At 52.5% G+C, this 17540-nt stretch carries 17 protein-coding genes; 12 read left to right on the forward strand and 5 right to left on the reverse strand.

Features of this window, described 5'->3' with window-relative positions; all coding sequences use genetic code 11:
• Positions 1-32 precede the first annotated feature (32 nt).
• The 9 genes from STSP2_RS13670 to STSP2_RS13710 all read left to right on the forward strand — a co-directional run bounded on the left by STSP2_RS13670 (position 33) and on the right by STSP2_RS13710 (position 8458).
• The gene (locus STSP2_RS13670) at positions 33-1238 is read left to right on the forward strand and encodes a type II secretion system F family protein (protein WP_146663306.1); all 1206 of its coding nucleotides are present in this window, start codon (positions 33-35) and stop codon (positions 1236-1238) included.
• Between the two features lie 46 nt (positions 1239-1284).
• The gene (gspG, locus tag STSP2_RS13675; RefSeq protein ID WP_146663307.1) at positions 1285-1722 is read left to right on the forward strand and encodes a type II secretion system major pseudopilin GspG; all 438 of its coding nucleotides are present in this window, start codon (positions 1285-1287) and stop codon (positions 1720-1722) included.
• Positions 1712-2335 carry a hypothetical protein gene (locus STSP2_RS13680; RefSeq protein ID WP_146663308.1) on the forward strand — a complete coding sequence of 208 codons (624 nt, stop codon included), beginning with the start codon at positions 1712-1714 and terminating at the stop codon, positions 2333-2335. Before gspG ends, STSP2_RS13680 begins: the two co-directional genes overlap by 11 nt.
• Positions 2336-2337: 2 nt before the next feature.
• Positions 2338-3324, forward strand: coding sequence for a type IV pilus modification PilV family protein (locus tag STSP2_RS13685; RefSeq protein ID WP_146663309.1), 987 nt, complete (start codon positions 2338-2340; stop codon positions 3322-3324).
• Positions 3321-4184: a type IV pilus modification PilV family protein gene (locus STSP2_RS13690; protein ID WP_146663310.1), complete on the forward strand. Its 864-nt coding sequence runs from the start codon at positions 3321-3323 to the stop codon at positions 4182-4184. The genes STSP2_RS13685 and STSP2_RS13690 overlap by 4 nt, the downstream gene beginning before the upstream one ends.
• Positions 4177-5490 carry a type II secretion system protein GspK gene (locus tag STSP2_RS13695; protein WP_146663311.1) on the forward strand — a complete coding sequence of 438 codons (1314 nt, stop codon included), beginning with the start codon at positions 4177-4179 and terminating at the stop codon, positions 5488-5490. The genes STSP2_RS13690 and STSP2_RS13695 overlap by 8 nt, the downstream gene beginning before the upstream one ends.
• 184 nt (positions 5491-5674) lie before the next feature.
• Positions 5675-7129, forward strand: coding sequence for a hypothetical protein (locus STSP2_RS13700; RefSeq protein ID WP_146663312.1), 1455 nt, complete (start codon positions 5675-5677; stop codon positions 7127-7129).
• Between the two features lie 15 nt (positions 7130-7144).
• Positions 7145-7657, forward strand: coding sequence for a hypothetical protein (locus STSP2_RS13705; RefSeq protein ID WP_146663313.1), 513 nt, complete (start codon positions 7145-7147; stop codon positions 7655-7657).
• Positions 7658-8176: 519 nt separating this feature from the next.
• Complete coding sequence (locus STSP2_RS13710) at positions 8177-8458, forward strand: flagellar biosynthesis anti-sigma factor FlgM (protein WP_146663314.1); 282 nt, start codon at positions 8177-8179, stop codon at positions 8456-8458.
• 115 nt (positions 8459-8573) lie between these two features.
• Here STSP2_RS13710 and STSP2_RS13715 read toward each other — a convergent pair whose 3' ends face one another.
• The 3 genes from STSP2_RS13715 to STSP2_RS13725 all read right to left on the reverse strand — a co-directional run bounded on the left by STSP2_RS13715 (position 8574) and on the right by STSP2_RS13725 (position 11118).
• A complete protein-coding gene (locus STSP2_RS13715) occupies positions 8574-9011 on the reverse strand; it encodes a SpoVG family protein (RefSeq protein WP_146663315.1) in 438 nt (145 codons plus the stop codon).
• A gap of 21 nt (positions 9012-9032) precedes the next feature.
• Positions 9033-9989, reverse strand: coding sequence for a 4-(cytidine 5'-diphospho)-2-C-methyl-D-erythritol kinase (ispE, locus tag STSP2_RS13720; protein WP_169853227.1), 957 nt, complete (start codon positions 9987-9989; stop codon positions 9033-9035).
• 118 nt (positions 9990-10107) lie between these two features.
• On the reverse strand, positions 10108-11118 hold the full coding sequence (locus tag STSP2_RS13725; RefSeq protein WP_146663317.1) for a DUF368 domain-containing protein: 1011 nt from the start codon (positions 11116-11118) through the stop codon (positions 10108-10110).
• A 348-nt stretch (positions 11119-11466) separates the two neighbouring features.
• Here STSP2_RS13725 and amrA point away from each other — a divergent pair, with 348 nt between their 5' ends.
• The 3 genes from amrA to STSP2_RS13740 all read left to right on the forward strand — a co-directional run bounded on the left by amrA (position 11467) and on the right by STSP2_RS13740 (position 13780).
• Complete coding sequence (gene amrA / locus STSP2_RS13730) at positions 11467-12027, forward strand: AmmeMemoRadiSam system protein A (protein WP_146663318.1); 561 nt, start codon at positions 11467-11469, stop codon at positions 12025-12027.
• A gap of 120 nt (positions 12028-12147) precedes the next feature.
• A complete protein-coding gene (locus STSP2_RS13735; protein WP_146663319.1) occupies positions 12148-13194 on the forward strand; it encodes a hypothetical protein in 1047 nt (348 codons plus the stop codon).
• Between the two features lies 1 nt (position 13195).
• On the forward strand, positions 13196-13780 hold the full coding sequence (locus STSP2_RS13740; protein ID WP_146663320.1) for a Maf family protein: 585 nt from the start codon (positions 13196-13198) through the stop codon (positions 13778-13780).
• Positions 13781-13828: 48 nt separating this feature from the next.
• On the opposite strand, the gene STSP2_RS13745 is transcribed toward STSP2_RS13740, so the two are convergent.
• Together STSP2_RS13745 and STSP2_RS13750 are read right to left on the reverse strand one after the other, a co-directional pair.
• On the reverse strand, positions 13829-16867 hold the full coding sequence (locus STSP2_RS13745) for a carboxypeptidase regulatory-like domain-containing protein (RefSeq protein WP_146663321.1): 3039 nt from the start codon (positions 16865-16867) through the stop codon (positions 13829-13831).
• The gene (locus tag STSP2_RS13750; protein WP_169853228.1) at positions 16864-17400 is read right to left on the reverse strand and encodes an RNA polymerase sigma factor; all 537 of its coding nucleotides are present in this window, start codon (positions 17398-17400) and stop codon (positions 16864-16866) included. The genes STSP2_RS13745 and STSP2_RS13750 overlap by 4 nt, the downstream gene beginning before the upstream one ends.
• Between the last annotated feature and the right edge of the window lie 140 nt (positions 17401-17540).

The raw sequence follows: 17540 nt of genomic DNA on the forward strand, positions 1-17540 counted from the left end.
GCAACCATCGTCTGTATTGACAGCGGATAAATATGGCAAGATTTGCATACACAGCAATAAACCACAACGGCAAAACAGTCAAAGGCACTGTGACCGCTGAAAGTCCGTTCTCAGCCCGAAAACACCTCCGCGCAAAGGGCATCCACCCTACGGGCATAAAGCAGGCCCCGCGCGAAGAACAGTCAGCGTCTATCAAACGCATATTCAAGAAGAACAGCAAGGCCCAGGTCACCGAATTCACCCGCCAGCTCTCGACTATGCTAAACTCGGGCATCAAGCTCACCGAGGCGATCTCGGTACTGGTCCAGCAGCTATCGGACGAAGAATTCAAGCATGCGATAACCGACCTGCGCGACCGCGTCATCAGCGGCGAATCCTTCGCGGACATCCTCGGCGAATACCCGCAGTACTTCGACGTCATCTACGTCAACATGGTACGCGTCGGTGAGGTAACCGGAACGCTGTCCGAGTCGCTGGCCACTATCGCCGACTTCATGGAAAAACGACGTCGCGTCGAATCCAAAATGTTCACCGCGATGATCTACCCGATGATCCTCATCACCGCCTGTACGATCGCCGTGTTCATCCTGACAGTTTTCATACTGCCCAAGATCATCGAGCAGATCCCCACAAAGGAACTGCCCTGGATAACCGAGGCGATGATGAAAACCAGCGAAGTAATGCGAAGCCCCTGGGCACTGGCTATTTTCGGCGGTATCGCAGTCATCATCACGGCCTACAAGAAATTCGTCAAGACACCCCGCGGAGCACGTATCAGGGACAAGTTTCTACTCTCCCTGCCGATGTTCGGCCCGCTGATCAGGCAAAGGATCATCGCGCGTTTCGCGTCGACGCTGTCAACACTGCTCGGCTCGGGCCTTTCCATGGCTGAATCGCTCAAGATCGTCGCACAGGTCAGCGGAAACACCATCATGGCCGACGCCATAACAAGGTCGCGAGAACGCATACTCTCCGGTGCCGACATCGCAACCCCCCTTCGCGACAGCGGCGTGATAGACCCCACGATCGCCCATATGGTCACCGTAGGCGAAAAGTCCGGTGAACTCGAACAAATGCTTATGTCAATTTCCCAGAACCTCGAGTCCAATTCCGACGTAGTAATCGAGCGTTTATCCGCAGCATTGGAACCCGTGATCATCGTCGGACTGGTTATAGTTGTGGGCCTGGTGGTCTTTGCAACCATTCTGCCGATACTTCAGTATTCTTCGCAGATTTAAAATTTGAAAACGCAATTCAAAGCTAAACTACTTTTCAGAGGGAAACATGAGAGCCAAAAGACGTAACAGAAGAGCATTCACAATGGTCGAACTGATCGCAATCATCGTGATTCTCGGCCTGCTAAGTGCCGTCGCAATGAGAAGCTTTACCGGCGTCATGGACAAAACCCGTGTCCAGACAACCAAGTCAAGTCTTAAGACACTCCACGACGCTGTGATCCAGTTCAAGTTCGAGACGGGCCGCTATCCAAGCGAAGATATGGGCCTGGAAGAGCTGGTCGTGGAACCAACGGACGTTACCGGCTGGACGCCCGGCGGATACCTCGAAACCACCGAAGTACCGCAGGACGCATGGGGCAACGACTTCGTCTACATGAGACATCCAGACAGCGGAAAGCCTTTCGTCATCATCAGCTATGGTGCTGACGGAGAGCCCGGCGGCGAGGACTATAACGCTGACCTCTACAGTACCGATGCAAGCTAAAAACACGCTACATCTTGCATATGGAAACAATAAAGCCGGTGAGCACCGCTCCAGAGGGGTCGTGCTCATCGAGCTTATTATGGTCGTCGTGGTCATCGGCCTGATGACCGCTGTTGCCTCCATAGCACTGACGGGCCGCATCGGACCTGCCAAACTGCAGTCACAGGCACGCGACCTGATCAAGACCTTCGAGATGGCCCGCGACGGCGCGGCACGAAGCGAAAACCGCTACGCTATCCGGATCGATTTCATTGACCAGACTTACACGCTTCGCGAGATACCGCCCGAGGGCATGGAAAAATCCCTCAGCGAAAATCCGATAATCAAACAGGTCGAGCTGACACCCTCCCAGGCACAGTTCGACTACGTATACTTCGATGACGGTACGGACTCAAGATTCCCAGGCCCCGGCCGAGACGCGACAAGCGCCACGTTTCTCGCGGGTCGTGCCGGGTGGCAGAACGGTGGCAAGATAGTCCTCATAGATCAGGACGGCAACCCCTGGTCGATCATAGTGAACCGTATCGGCAGAAACATCGAACTCGTAGAGGGCGACAGCGAAATATTCGAAAACGTCCTTAAACCAAGATCGCGAACGGAACTTATATTCTGAGCATGAAAAGCAGAAGAACTAAAAAACACGGCTTCACACTGATGGAGGTGGTGCTCGCACTGGCCCTGCTCGCAGGGGTTATCTGCGCGATACTCGCCGCCACCAGCAATCTGCTCCAGGCCACACTCGATTCGAGAAATCGCATGCGGGCCTTCGAAACGGCCAGAATGAACATGGAAAAACTGCTCGCCCAGACCTCCGTTGAGGAAATGAACGAGTACGGCGCATCAGAAAAGTACCCGGAGATAAGCTGGGAAACCGTCGTGGAACCGTTCTATGAACCCATCACAAACCGCATGTGGATCCAGGCAACCTGCTCAGCCACCTATCTCGACCGCGATGCCGAACAGCAGCAGGTCGAGCTTACCAACTGGGTCACCGACCTGTCCAAAGAGGACGTGCAGAAGATCCTCGACCAGCAAAAACGCGAAGAAGAATTCCTCGAAGAACTCGAAGAGTACCCATACGGCGACAGCCCGGAAGGCCTCTACAAACACGCCAGCGTCCTCGCCGACACAGGTGATTACCAGCGAACCGCGATCGTCGTCGATGAACTGCTCGAAAGATACCCGGACTCCGATCCCGCCGAGGGCATTAAGAACAAACTCCCCGAATGGTCGGAAGAAGCCGCCGACCAGGGCGATTACAGGTCAGCTTCCAGAATGGGCAGAACAGTCTTCAAATACTTCCCCTCGAGCTCCGCAGCCGACCAGATACGCCCCAAACAATCTGAATGGGAAGAAAAAGAAAAAACGCAGCCGCGCAATGAACCCTCACAGCCGGACGAGCCATCCGACCCGCGCGATCCGACCGATGACAACCAGGACCGGGACGACCAACAGGATCAGCAGCCGGACGAAAACCAGCCTGATGACCAGCAACAGGAAAAACAAGCAATGGATATGACAGTAGAAGAGTTAATGGAAAATTACAATATAGACAGAAGTACCGCTGAGATGTTCTACAAGCTCTTCCAGTCTTTTAAATGATCATGAAAAACAGCTATCGGCAAAACAGCAGCAAGCACCACGCAGGCTTCAGCATGCTCGAAGTCGTCACCGCCGTTGTAGCCGCATCCATCATCATGATCGCGACGCTGACCGCTTTCAACAGGATACGCTCGGCCACACATACAATGCACAAAGCCATCGGCTCACGCGACAAGGTTTCCGACGTCCTTCAACTGATCACTGAGGACCTGGACACACTCGCAATGCCCGGCTCCGATACACGACTGTCCGTAAGAAACCACACATTCCGCGGCATCACGAGAGCCAGGCTAACCATTGAGAACAGAATTTACGACAGCAGCAACAAGGCCCACACCTTCGAAAGCGTCACCTGGCAGACCGATTACGATCCTGACAGCCAGTCATTCATCCTCTATCGTGCCCACGGCGGCATGGCCCTTGAGGACCCTATCCTCGACACCGTCGGCACTGAAGAGAGCCCCTCGCAAGAGGACCTGCAGGACTCGGACCTGGAGCCTTTCATTCCTGTCGCCACGGGCCTGACCTACTTCGAAATACTGGGCATGGCAAACGGCAGAGAGCTGCAAACCTGGGCGTCTTCCAAACTGCCCACAGCCGTAAAAATAGTCCTCTCTTTCGCCGACCCCGTCGAAGTCGCGCCCGGCGAGTTCGAGATACTCGAAGAGGACCTCGTGACCCGAGTCATAGCTGTGGACCGTACACGCAAGATAAAATACAGCTTCATGAAAGAGGAATACGAACTGCCCGACCCGAATGATTTCTCATATGAAGAAGATCAGGAGGACCTGGACGAAGACACTGAAGGCGAAATGACGGATCAGTCGGCAGACGAACTCGAATTTGAAGAAAATGAATAGAAGCGCACTTATAAAATCCAATCCACGACAAAAAGGTGCAGCACTCATACTCGTTCTGCTTGTGCTCGTACTCGCCAGCACCGCTGTATACACCATAGGCTCGCGCATGTCCACGCACCGCCATCGCGAACAGTACGTGATAGACTACCAGAACGCACGCTACGCCGCCGATTCCGCCATGAAATACGCCCTGGCAACCGTCGGCGAAATGGACTTCGAACTCCGCCAGAGCGAATATGCAACCGAGTTCTGGGACTTCTCCGATCTGTTCCAGTTGAACGAAGAAGAATACAAACAACTGCAGCTATACCTGGCCGCCAACCCCGAACTGATGTTCGACAAGAGCGACATATACAAAAAGGGAACCAAACTCAACGATCTCAAAAAATCCGGCGAGTTCAAAACCATCGACGAATTCTTCGAACGAGCCGACTACGACAATCCCGCAGTCGATCCTAACACTGTCACCGTGCCAGGCCCGTACGGACCCGAATGGCCCTACGTAACCGATCCGATGGAGATCGAAATTGGCGACGCCACCGTAAAGATCGAGATCGAGGACGAAAACGCAAAGATGCCCATAATGTGGCCCACGATAAAAGACGAAGAATACCGTCGGCAGGCAAAAGACTCCTTCGACATCTTCTGCGGCTACATGGGCCTGAGCTGGGAAGACGTTGACCTGCTCGAAAAGCAGCTTGACACAGTCGCCGAGTACAAAGAATTCAAACCGTCAACCAAGCCGACCGCCACAGAAAAACCGGTCAAACAAACATCCAGACCATCCCAGCCGAACGCCCGAGATCGCAGAAGGAATACTGCAAACCGCAGCCGAACCGTAACAAGACGCCGATCCGCCACCGCCGACGCCGGCGACTTCGCCCGTCTGCTCCATGGCTCGATAGTGGATCTCGAAAAACTTGCAGAGCCCATAGACAACACCGGCGACCGCTACGTTGCACCTCTCAAATATCTCGCTGTATGGGGCTCGCAGAAAGTCAATATAAACACCGCCCCGCGCCATGTACTCGAAGCAGCATTCGCCTTCGGAGGAAGCCCGGCAGAGGTAACCGAAGCAGTCATACAGGAGCGAAAACAGCAGCCATTCAAGGATATCGAGGACTTCGAAACCCGAATGTACGGCTTTTCGGACATAATTCGCCGCACAAAACCGTTCATAACGACGCAAAGTAAGTTCTTTTCGATAAAAGTTACTGCCGAACGCGGAAATGCAAGAACAGTATCAGTGGCAACCGTCGTAAAAGACGACAAGAAAGTCTCTACCGTCGCACAATACAGCTATTGACGGCCTTCTAATGCACTTACCCGTCTACAGAACATTTTTGCAGGAACTTTGAAGCTGCAAAACGGTCTAATATGTACGGACAGACGAATTAGAGGACTTTTTTGTATCGCTTTAGCAAAGCATTTGCCCTGAAAAACCGATACAATGATATATCTTTTTTTTGTAGTATTGTGGAGCGATCTACGTGGAACACAAAAACAGCCTGGGACTCTATATATCTAATGATTCAGCGACCGCCGTTGTGCTCGCCGGCCACACCTCCGGTGCATCACTCGTCGGCGCGGTGAGCGTAAAGCTAACCGACCCCGAAAACGACGACCAGCCAAAGTCATACGAACAATTGGCCGTTGAGCTTTCAAAGGCTCTTTCGCAGAAGAACCTCAAATTTGATTCTGCCGCTGCTGCCGTTGACTGCTCGCTGTACACCCAGCACACGATTCGCAGCGAATTCAAGGAACGCAGGCAGATCGCCAGCACCATCAGCTTCGATGCAGAAGAAGCCGTCGCTACTGACGCAACCAGACTGGCTGTGACCTTCAACATCGTCGCCGCCGACGCCATCGGCTCCTACGTGTCCACATTCACCGCCGGCCGCGAAGAGATGACCGACTTGCTCAAATCGCTGCTGTCAAAATCCATCGACCCGACAGCTATCGAACCAGACGTCGCATCACTGGTGCGGTTCTTTGAACGATACATCGATGACCAGACACCGGACAACTCGCTCTACGTGATGGCCACCGAAACCGCATGCTATCTCATCAAACCCAGCACCGAATATGAAGCATCCACCAGGTCCTTCATAGTAACCCCAACACAAAATAAAACCTCGGTCCTCAAACGAGAGCTGCCCCTGACAATAGCGTCTCTCAACGAGGACGTCGACATAACCAAACTATATCTGATCGACACCACCGAAAGCATCGACACCGAATCGCTCGCAGACGTCACGACCGCTCAGATCGAGCCTGTCGACCTGCTCCAGCTTACGGGCGCATCCGGCGACCTAGCTTATGACATTCCTGAAATAGGTCACATCGCATTCGCATGGGGTGCCGCGCTTGGCGACCTTACATTCTGCCGCCGCACTGACTTTCGCGAGGACTTCATGCCCTACCAGGGCCGTCAGAAAGCCATACGCACCTGCCTGAGAACCATGAGCGTCTGCGCAACCGTAATACTACTCGCGATAGGGGCACACTTCCATCTCAAGCTCAAAACCGCCGAATACCAGGCCGACGGCATACAAGCAAAACTCATCGAACAGTACAAAGGCGCAATGCACGGCAAACCACCAGCCGGCAAAATACCTATCGTCTCCAAGCTCAAATCCGAACGGAATAAGCTCAAAAACCAGAAGTCGGGCCTCGCTCTTGGCGACGAAAATTCGATGCCCGCAAAACTCACATTCATCCTCTCGGCACTAAACGATGAAAACCTCAAGAATGCGGATCTTACTATTGATCAGATCAGCATAAACGAAAACAATATGACCATCCGCGGCAACACGCCCTCGAAGATACACACCCTCAAACTATATACAGCCATAGATGAAAATGAAAATCTGAAGCGTGTGACGGACCGCTCATCACGAAGCGGCAACCGAGATGTATTCACCGTCACACTCGAACGCCAATAAACCGGACATAGACAAATGAACGAATTCTACAAGAAAAAAGACTTTTACTTCATACTCGTACCCTCCCTGGCACTGATATGGGTTCTGACGACTATCGCCCTAAAGCTGCCCGCGGCCCAGAACGAGCTCGATCGCACCGCGGACCAGTGGCAAGATGCCAAGCCCCTCGTCACAGAGATTCTCACCCATGATCCGGGCAGGCTCGAATATGCCGCAGCACAGAGCCAGGACGGCGACTTCGATTTCGCTAAAACGATCGCCCGCCTTGCCCCGCTCAACGGCATCTCACCCTCGGCATACGACCTTCGAAGCGGCCCACCTATCACCCGAGGCGGCAACAGAACCAAAACAGCTACCCTCTCCATCGAGGACCCTGTCTCGATCGTCACACTCACCGAGTTCATGTCCACCCTGCTGTCGCAATGGCCCGACCTGCAGTGCGATTCGGCAAAGATCGTAAAGCAAAGCGACGGCCCCGACAGATGGAAAGCCGACTTCAGACTGACCTACAACTACGGCTCCTCTTGAAACACCTCCCTGGCGTCCAAAACAAAAAAACCGACCAGAAACACATCCTGACCTGCTCACCCGGACTCATATAACGCTGGCCACATTATCCAATGATAGTATCATGCCCAATCCGTAGCATCAAAAGATCTCAAAACGCTGAAAACCAGCAAAGCCTTGGAATCTGCCCCCGTTTTTCAGCCTGCCGACACAACATATAGTGGCCTCATCCTAAGCCCTAAGTAATACTGCTGAACCATCCTGCAGCGACCTGTGCATCCACCCTCTTGACCCTATTATGCCCAATTTAACGTCCTATAACTACAAATAGTGATCGTTTCAATTTTTTGAAACTTCGCCTGGGATTTTTAAAGTTTTGCGAAGGCCAATGACGATATCAGTACTGTAATTCGCGTTGAAGCCTCGAAAGGAATCCGAGGAAAACTCAACATATAGTGGCTGACTCGCATGTCGGCCGCTGGGTGAGGGGCAAAAGAATGGATTTTTTGCCGCAAAAACCCGTGCTTTTATAGGTGAAATATGAATTCTACAGATTGCGACCGCGTAAAGCGTCTCCGCACTGATCCCCCCTCCGAAAAAAGACTCACGGAAGTCTTTCAGCAGGAGAGCGAGAGATTTGCGGATGAACTGCACAAAAACCTGAACCACACGCCCCTGGGCAAACTTCTGGGCATGATTGCCGCCCTTCCGGAGGTTCGGCACGAAAAGGTTCTGCGTGCCAGGGACCGTATCGAGACAGGCGAGATCGACAAGGACCTCGACGCAGCAATGGACAGAATGCTGGAGGACCTTCTAAGCTGACAGATCATCTTCAGATTGAACCATTAAAAAGGCGGTGGCGCACAACCACCGCTTTTTTTGTGATTACCAGAAAAACACCCCCCGTATCTGCCGTCAAACCTACCGGCAGAAGCTTTTACTGACCATCAGGCACATCGTAGTCGTCCGTATCCATGTTGACAGGCCTGTAATCTGGAGACTTGGACTTTTCCACTTCCTCCTCATAGGCCTTTACGATCGCATCCTGGATCCTTTTACGGCATTCCGCATTGATCGGATGAGCGATGTCAGCATGAAGTTTGAGCCTTCCCTTTGAGTCCTGCTTGACCCGCTCCTCAGGAAGATGAGCACCGCAGTTGTTGCAGTACTTCGCGCGAAGATGATTCTTACCCCCGCACTGCGGGCAGTGATCACTCATCTTGCGAGACGGCATAGCTACGAACAAGCCGTTCGTTCCCTCAATGACCTTGATGTCCCTGACTACAAAATCGTTGTCGAGCGTCATTGAGCAAAAACCTTTGAGCCGATCATCCTTGTTGGCTACTAACTTCACTCTTACTTCGGTGATTTCCATGGTACATGCCTCGCGAAATTATTACCATCTATTGCTGTACAATAATAGACTTTCGCAGCCCATGCGTTCCCTCAGCATCGACTGAAAATCTTCAATCTCATGCTCCTCCACGTCGGTCACCATGCAATACATTGCTGAACCGCTGCCGCTCAGGCAAACTCGCCCGGGCCCCAGCGACCCGCTCCGACTTTTAAGATCGCTCAAACGCGGATAAAGATCGAAACAACTTGCCGCTAGCATATTCTCACAAATACTGCCCAACAAATCAATCCTATTTTCCGCAATGTACTGGCTAATTTCACCATGCAAACGCCTGTATTCGTCCTCGTCATGGTGATAATTCTCGTAAACCTTTTTAGTAGATACAGTTACATCGGGCAACAACAAAATTGTCTTAAAGAAAAAATTACACCGCTTTTCGTCAATCTTTTCTCCCCTGCCCGTGCAATACGCAACAGGACCGCCCATAAAAAACGGCACATCACTGCCGAGCTCGCCGCCTATCCGCATCTGCTGTCCCCTAGACAGGCCAAGATCAAAAAGTCTGTCGAGCCCCATGACCGCCGCCGCACAGTCACTGCTGGCGCTGCCCAGACCGGTGCCTGCCGGTATATTCTTCCTGAGCGTGAATCGCACACCATATTCCACTCCCGCTTCATCAAAAACCCGCCTGCACGCCCGCCAGACCAGATTCTCGGGCCCCTCCGGCGCCCAGTAAGGCCCTTCGCAGAACAGCTCGATCCCGCTTTCGATCCGCTCTATCAAAAGCTCATCGTACCAGTTCACTTTCGCCATCACCGTCTCGATCTCATGAAAACCGTCCTCCCGCTTGCCCGCTATCAGCAGACTCAGATTGATCTTCGCAGGTGCACGGACCACCACCCCTCCCTCTATGTCCTCAAATTGCTCCTTGAATTCCGGACTCATCGATGCTCGCTCACTAAAAAGTATCGCTAATTCGCATTTCAATTCTACCACATCAACCGATAACACCTGAAAGTCAGTTTGTCTAGCTAATACCCACGAAGATGCTTCAAATAACCTGAAGGCGAACCCGAATTCAGGACCTTGGGTTCGGCCCGCGAAAAAAGGGGATTTACCGCCGCCTGGACGGACTTTTAGGAGGCTTGCAGCAGGGTTCATCACCGGTGGTCATACATTCGGCCGCCTGATTTACTGAAGTTTTATTTGTGTAAAACTTCTTATAATTGGATACAGCATATACAAGGAAGAAACTCACCAAAAAGAAAAAGAGCATCAGAAGTATATTCCCCGGGCTGAACGAAGCGTCCTGATAGATTCTTTTCAGGGGGATGCTCGTGGCTCCGATTACAAGACCAAGCAAGACATAAAGTGTTTTGCATTTATCCTTTCGAAACAGAAAACTTATTATTCTTGTGATGGCAAAAGCTCCGAATAAGGCCCCCAGACCAAAGACAAAAATATAGTCCATGCTCTTGAAAACATTGTGCAGGCAGTCAATTATGAATTCGTACAGTCCCATGATCAACAAAATGAACGCACCGGAGATGCCCGGCAGAAACATGGCACTGATCGCGAAAAAGCCGCCTATAAAGACATAAAGATAGTTATCCATCATCTCCTTGGGAACGATAAAACCCAATACGATGCCGATGACAAAACCCAAAAGCCCAAACGCTACATTTTTCAACTTGTGATTTTGGATGTTCCTGTAGATGATTCTTGAGGATGCCAGGATCAGCCCCACGAAAAAGATCAGCGTGTAGGAGAAATGAACTTCCAGCAGGTACTTGATCAGCCGGGAACCGAGCAAAATGGCTGTTGCAATCCCGGAAAGCAGAACCAGCAGAAAACCCAGATCGAGTTTTTGAATGTTTTCGCGAAGGTTGCGTCTGGTTTCAGTGCCCGAATCAGTTATGGCTCGAAATACACTGCGGAAAAGAGCCGGAGAAAATGCCTTAACCGAGTTGATGAGTCTTTCATATATCCCGGTGATGAATGCAATGGTTCCTCCGGAAATACCGGGGATCAGGTCGCAGATGCCCATGAGTACGCCCTTTAAAAACAACAGCACCTTGTCTTGAATGTATGTCTGACTTTTCCCATTTAAACGGTTAGAAGACACAGTTGACTCCTTCAGGCATCCATATATATAGTTCACTGCAGTTTAGTCGACATAAGCCAACTTCATGGCCAATTTCTCGAAATTTCGGAAGTACGCGGTTTCCCCCCCCTGCCATACTGCTTACAATTTCACGTTTAGATACAACCCGGCCTCTCTGGTGTTGGTAAAACAGGTTTTTCAGTAATTCTTCTCATCAACTGAAATCGGCATTGTGGTTTCAAATCTAAACTCCGAACGCAAAAACTATTGTAAACAGCATCTTTAAGCCATATACTATCAAAATGTCATTTTTTTGCACGGATTTACTTGGAAGATCCGGGTTTGTAGTTCTTAGAATGGTGCATTAATATGGATTTACGGCAAAAAAAATTACTGCTGAAAATAGCAAAAAATAGTGTGGAATCTGCCGTAACAGGTTCGTCCAATGAGCCACCGAAAGTCGATGATCCCGACCTGCTTCAGCAATGCGGCTGCTTCGTCACCCTGAAAAACGGCAATCAGCTCCGCGGCTGCATAGGCCAGTTTACGTCCGATAAGCCGCTCGCAGACCTCGTCGACGAAATGGGCGTTTCAGCCTCACGTCGCGACCCGCGATTCCTCACAAACCCCATTACACCTGAAGAATTGCCCGAGCTGAATATCGAAATATCCGTACTTTCTCCACTGGAAAAAACGGGTAACCCCTTATCGCTCGAGATCGGCACGCACGGAATATACATCATCAGCGGCCTCTCTTCAGGTTGCCTGCTGCCCCAGGTCGCCGTCGAAACCGGCTGGTCAAAAGAAGAATTTCTTTCCTACTGCTGCCAATACAAGGCTGGCCTCGCACCAGACGCCTGGCAGGACCCGGCAACCGATGTATACCTGTTCACCGCTGAGGCATTCGACGAAGACTGGCAAATCATTTGACCTGTGGCCGCTAATTATGTATCCTTTAATTGTTGCTGAAATACAAGGAGCGACTTGTCGGGAGAACATTAGCGGGGGAATGTTCGATGTGTTGATTGCTTTTTCGCTCACGGGAGAAAGATGAAGACTAAATTTGTAACCTTCGCTGTTTTAGCGCTCGCTATCCTTGCAATGTCCGGTTGCTCAAGCCAGACCGGACCTCGCCATTCCACCTCACAGCCGATGACAACTCCGGCCGGCATGATCGAATATCTCGATTGCGTACCGGCCCTGCAAAACGCCCAGGTGTGGCAAAACTCCTACAGCGACGGACTGATCCTCAATACCGAACATTACAAAGTTTACACAACCCTGCTCGACCCCCTGATGCTCAGACAGGTCCCCGCCTTTCTCGAATCCGCCCACCGCGAATACCAGAAACAGACCCCCGCAACACTGGAGACCCACTCCCCCTTCGTAATATATCTCTTCAAAGATCGCGAACAGTGGGAAAATTTCACAAAGGAATTTACCGGCAAGCAGTCCGACCTCTACCTCAAGATACAACGCGGTGCATACTATCTCAACGGCGCATGCGTCGCATACAACATCGGCAGAAGCAGAACTTTCTCCGTGCTCGGGCATGAAGGCTGGCACCAGTTCAACAGCCGTCATTTCACCTACCGTCTGCCCTCATGGCTGGACGAAGGACTCGCAACACTCTTCGAAGAAAGCAGCTACATCAATAACAGATTCGTCTTCAGGCCGAACCAGAATCTCGGCAGGCTCGGATCCCTTCGAAAAACACTCATAGACGAAAACGCGATACCCCTCAAAACGCTGCTCGCATTGAACCCCGGCGAAGTCGTCCACTACCAGGACAGCGAAGACGTAATGGCCTTCTACGCACAGGCATACGCTCTGGTAAGGTTCCTGCGTGAAGATAATTACGGCCAGCGGTACGCACAGTTCCAGAACCTGCTCAGCGATGCCATCGAGGGCACCTGGCCCCTCTCGCAGGATGAGCAGAAGATCGCTTCGAACCGCAATATCCCATTCACCACCAGTTGGAACCGCTACGTCTCGCCCAAGCTTTTCAACCAGTACATAGAAGGCGAAATAGGATTGCTCCAGAAAGACTACAGCCGATTCTGCCGCAAGATCGTTTACAACATCAGACTGAAATAACATGAACAAAAGTTCCGACTTCATCCTCGCCTCGGCCTCCCCGCGACGAAAGAAACTGCTCCGCGAAGCCGGCTACAGCTTCGACATCATCCCATCCCAGGTTGACGAATCCGCATTCCCAACCGAGGGCATCGCCTCCGACGAACACACCATGCTCCTCGCCGCCGCAAAGGCCAGAAATGTCGCAAACACCCACCCCGACCGTCTCGTACTCGGCGCAGACACCATCGTCGATCTCAACGGACAAATAATCGGCAAACCCCGCGACGCCGCCCACGCCGAACAGATAACCCGAGACCTCTTCAGCGAACCTCATAAAGTCATTACCGGCCTGGCCCTCGTCAGGCTCAGCGACAATCTGGAGATCATCCGCCACGCTGTCACCACAGTCTACCCGCGCAAACTCACAGAACAGCAGATCGCCGACCATATCGCCGCCGGCGACTGGCAAGGCAAAGCAGGCGCATACGGCATACAGGAAACCGGTGATGAATTCGTCGAGCGCATAGAAGGCTCATTCACAAACGTTATCGGCCTGCCGCTCGAACTCGTAAAAGAATTGCTCGACCCCCTGCTGTCAGAATAATGCCCCTCTGAACTGCCTCCGAAGCACCATTTTGCACCCAACTGCACCCTACTGCTCGTCTGTATCTACAGCACTTCCGACCGTCCCAACTTCGATCACTCCAAGCTCCGTCAGACCGCTGTAAAACTCCACACTGCCCGCATTGACCCATTCTCCCCCGTCCTCGCGACAATAAAGATCATACAGCCCCTCGGGCACCCCGCGAACAGAGAACTCACCCTCGCTGCCCGTAACACCGATCCACCGCACATCAGCCAGCCCCTCAACGCCGTCGCTGGTCACCATCAGTTCCACACCGCTCGCTGGTTCGCCGTCAACGACCAGTCTTCCAACCTTAGCTGACTCATCACTGCCCATGTCCACACGAACCGAAACGCCGCTGACTGCCGGAACGCCCCTGCAGATCACGCCCGCACCGTCCCCATCCTCCTGCACAACATAAACCCACTCAGCAGGCAGGCCGTCAGCCGAATAATAGCCCTCCTCATCAGCCAATACGGTCCCAACCCTTACAGCCCGGCCGTCATCAAAAGTATAAAATACCAGCTCTGCATTTACATCAGGCCTGCCGTCCTCAGTAAAGACAAACCCGTCGATGTTCGCCCAGGGTTCGACCACAACCTCTATCCCCACCCTGTCATCACCCGCACGCACCTCGATCTCACCGACAACCTTGTCCGCATAGAACTCATGCACCACCTTTATGGTTTCCATCCCCACCGGCAGATCTTCAAGTACAAAAACGCCGTTCTCATCCGTCAGAACATGCCCCGCATCGCTGAAAAAGCTCTCGCTTGCTTCCCGCCAGCTCTCGCCAGCCTTGCTTAGAGGGATCACTTTTGCCCCCGCTACGGGCCTTCCTTCAGTATCAACAACCCTGCCGATCAGATCGCCGCCTCGCTGCAGCTCAACCAGCACACCCGAACTCGCCTCCGTGTCGATCGGCTCACTCAACGTCGGAGCCCAGCCCTCAGCATCGACTTCTACCCTGTAAACACCGTCATCAGCCTCAACGTCAAATCGACCGTCCCGACTCTGGAAGTGATACCAGCCGCCCGGATGCGGCCGCCTCTCACCCTCACCATCTATAACTCTGTGCAGTCTGACCTGGAACCTCGGAATGATCTCTCCTGTATCACCTGCCAGCACTACACCTTTTATATGCGCTTTCTCACGTGCCTCCAGCCTCACATTAAGCTTTTCCCCGCCGCTCTGAACACCTTCCATAACCTTGGTCTCGATATATCGGCCGCTGAAAACAAGTCGATAATAGCCGCTCTCAAGCCCGTCTATTTCAAATTCCCTCGTAACATCGGACCTGAGCATCACATTCTTCGTACTGCCCTGGGCCGAAGTCACGCTGATATATACAAACCCCGGATCGAGCCCTTCATCAAATGATAAAACACCGCTTATCGAACTCATCACCTCGGGCGATTTTTGGCCTATGTCCAACATGACAGGCTTCTTGCCTTCCAGCGGCAGCCTCATCTGTTCCAGCGGATAAGCATACTCGAGCCCCTCACTGTCAAACTTGGCCCAGAAACTGTATTCGCCCGGCACAATGTTCTCCAGCACAAACGCACCGAACTCGTCCACACGACCACTCTCATACTCCCTCGAACCGCCCTGCCATCCTTTCGGCCTGGCGATAATATTCGCTCCCTCGGCCGGAACTCCGTCCGAGTAGTGAGCATAGCCCTTAACTGCCATACCCTTCTGAAGGACAAACTCGACCTGGCTGTCAACATTGACATCTTCCAGCCTCACCACCCGCTCAGCCGGGGCATAGTCGTCATGCCACACCGAAACCATGTAAGGCACCTGAGATGCCTTCACGGCCCCAACTACCGCGATCCCATCATCATCACTTCTGCCCCTTGCATAATTCTCGTCATCATTACCCCCGCCGAACCAGCTCAGCCTGACCTTGGCCTTTCTCACAGGCATTCCCGCTTCATCAAAAACGCGAACAACGGCCTTGCAGCCACGCTCCAGCCTCATATCTTTCACCAACGCAACCCCATCCCGCAACGCGACCAGCGGCGCGTTCCACCAACGTCCAAGCCCCAAATAGTCAGGAGATTCAACACCTACGACATAATTGCCGCTCTCTTCGATACCAGAGAAACGGTAAAATCCCTGTTCGTCCGTAACAGCCTTGTAAAAACTCGGACCGTAAAGTTTGACTGTAACCCCACCTACCGGCTCACCCGTAACCGCATCTCTGACAGTACCGCTCAGATAGGGCCCTCGCACCACACCCACATTGGCATCAACCGAACGGAAACTGTCTTCTCTGTTCTCAGCATCAGATGTGTCAGCCTTCGCGACAGCAGCAACTTCGCCCGCTGCCTTCGTCTCTGTCTGATCCTCCATACGCGTTGCTATCCGATCCGCGGCCCTGTCAAACGGATTTATACCTTCGCCCTCCCAGCCCTCGGCAAACTCGCGAAGTATCTGCATTTCCTCATCCCCGCCCAGATCCGAAAGATATGTCGCCGCCAGCAGCCTGCTCTCCTGCTGACCCTCGTAAAGCATCGAAGTCAATCCCTCGACGTCCTTGTTGGCATAATAAACGTCCAGCAGATCGAATTCCTGCTCCAGCGCCCACTCATCCGACGAATCTCGAACCTCCTCAACTGGCTCCGCAACAGCGATTTCGTTTTGCACATCTCTCTCTAAAATTTCATCCTGTCCCTGCTCAACGGCAATGGGCTCATCGCTCCCGCCTTCATCCTTCATCACTGCAAAGCCAATTAACACGCCTACCACGATCACAGCGGCCGCACTCCACACAGCGGCCCTTCGCAGCACGTAACGCACAGAAAATCCATTTGAATTACCCACGGCCTCCTGCGACCTGACCTCATCCATCACGCGAGCCATCCGCTGCCCCATATCTGCCTGGGTGGACGCAGCAAACTCTCTTAGAAGCTCATCTTCTTCACGCAAGGCCCGCTCATACTCACGGCAGTCCGAACATATCTCGATATGCTCCCGCACCTCACCCACCTGATCGGCACCAGCAAAACCGCCGACCATCTCTGCGATCATATCCCGGATGTGCTCGCATCGTTTCATCATACGCTTTCCCCCTCTTGCGTGAGTATCGCATGCAGCTCCTGCCTCGCATGCCTCAACCTGCGATAAACCCCCGAATCTGATATCCCCAACTCTTTTGCGATATGCTTGGGACTCTTGTTCTCAAAATAATAAAGCATCAGAGGAAGCCGGTTCTCCTGGGGCAGCATCTTGATCGCCCCTTCCAGATCGACAGCGTTTTTCTCACTGTCCGCCCCGGATTTCTTGAGTCCTTCCGCCTGTTCAGCCACGATCTCACGCCCACGCGTCCGCCGCCTGAAAAAGTCGATACACAGATTCCGCGCAACCCGAACCACCCAACTGCCGAACTGCCCACCATCCTCCAGACTCTCGATTCGTGTAAACGCCTTTACCATTGCATCCTGTGCTATATCCTCTGCATCATGGACATCCCCGGTCAGCCCCATACAGACCGAAAACACCCTCTTATAGTGCCTTTCCACAAGCTGCCCGTACGCATCCCTGTCGCCTTGCTTACATGCAAGGACCAGTTTTTCGTCCTTCCTTGTTGTCAACACGGGCTCCTTGATCGACTTCTAAAATACAGACGTACAACTCGTCTAAGATATGCAAAAAAAACGAAAAAATCCACCCCTTACTTCAGAGCTATACCTAACGAACTAATATCTGAACCTTTTAATCCTCTTTCATCCCC

The organism is Anaerohalosphaera lusitana, assembly GCF_002007645.1.
GTDB classification, from domain to species: Bacteria; Planctomycetota; Phycisphaerae; order Sedimentisphaerales; family Anaerohalosphaeraceae; genus Anaerohalosphaera; species Anaerohalosphaera lusitana.

Bases quoted from the DNA above. Each gene is read 5' to 3' on its own strand.
- STSP2_RS13670 (WP_146663306.1), top strand. From the start codon at position 33: ATGGCAAGATTTGCATACACAGCAATAAACCACAACGGCAAAACAGTC.
- gspG (WP_146663307.1), top strand. From the start codon at position 1,285: ATGAGAGCCAAAAGACGTAACAGAAGAGCATTCACAATGGTCGAACTG.
- STSP2_RS13680 (WP_146663308.1), top strand. From the start codon at position 1,712: ATGCAAGCTAAAAACACGCTACATCTTGCATATGGAAACAATAAAGCC.
- STSP2_RS13685 (WP_146663309.1), top strand. From the start codon at position 2,338: ATGAAAAGCAGAAGAACTAAAAAACACGGCTTCACACTGATGGAGGTG.
- STSP2_RS13690 (WP_146663310.1), top strand. From the start codon at position 3,321: ATGATCATGAAAAACAGCTATCGGCAAAACAGCAGCAAGCACCACGCA.
- STSP2_RS13695 (WP_146663311.1), top strand. From the start codon at position 4,177: ATGAATAGAAGCGCACTTATAAAATCCAATCCACGACAAAAAGGTGCA.
- STSP2_RS13705 (WP_146663313.1), top strand. From the start codon at position 7,145: ATGAACGAATTCTACAAGAAAAAAGACTTTTACTTCATACTCGTACCC.
- STSP2_RS13710 (WP_146663314.1), top strand. From the start codon at position 8,177: ATGAATTCTACAGATTGCGACCGCGTAAAGCGTCTCCGCACTGATCCC.
- STSP2_RS13715 (WP_146663315.1), bottom strand. From the start codon at position 9,011: ATGGAAATCACCGAAGTAAGAGTGAAGTTAGTAGCCAACAAGGATGAT.
- amrA (WP_146663318.1), top strand. From the start codon at position 11,467: ATGGATTTACGGCAAAAAAAATTACTGCTGAAAATAGCAAAAAATAGT.
- STSP2_RS13735 (WP_146663319.1), top strand. From the start codon at position 12,148: ATGAAGACTAAATTTGTAACCTTCGCTGTTTTAGCGCTCGCTATCCTT.
- STSP2_RS13740 (WP_146663320.1), top strand. From the start codon at position 13,196: ATGAACAAAAGTTCCGACTTCATCCTCGCCTCGGCCTCCCCGCGACGA.
- STSP2_RS13745 (WP_146663321.1), bottom strand. From the start codon at position 16,867: ATGATGAAACGATGCGAGCACATCCGGGATATGATCGCAGAGATGGTC.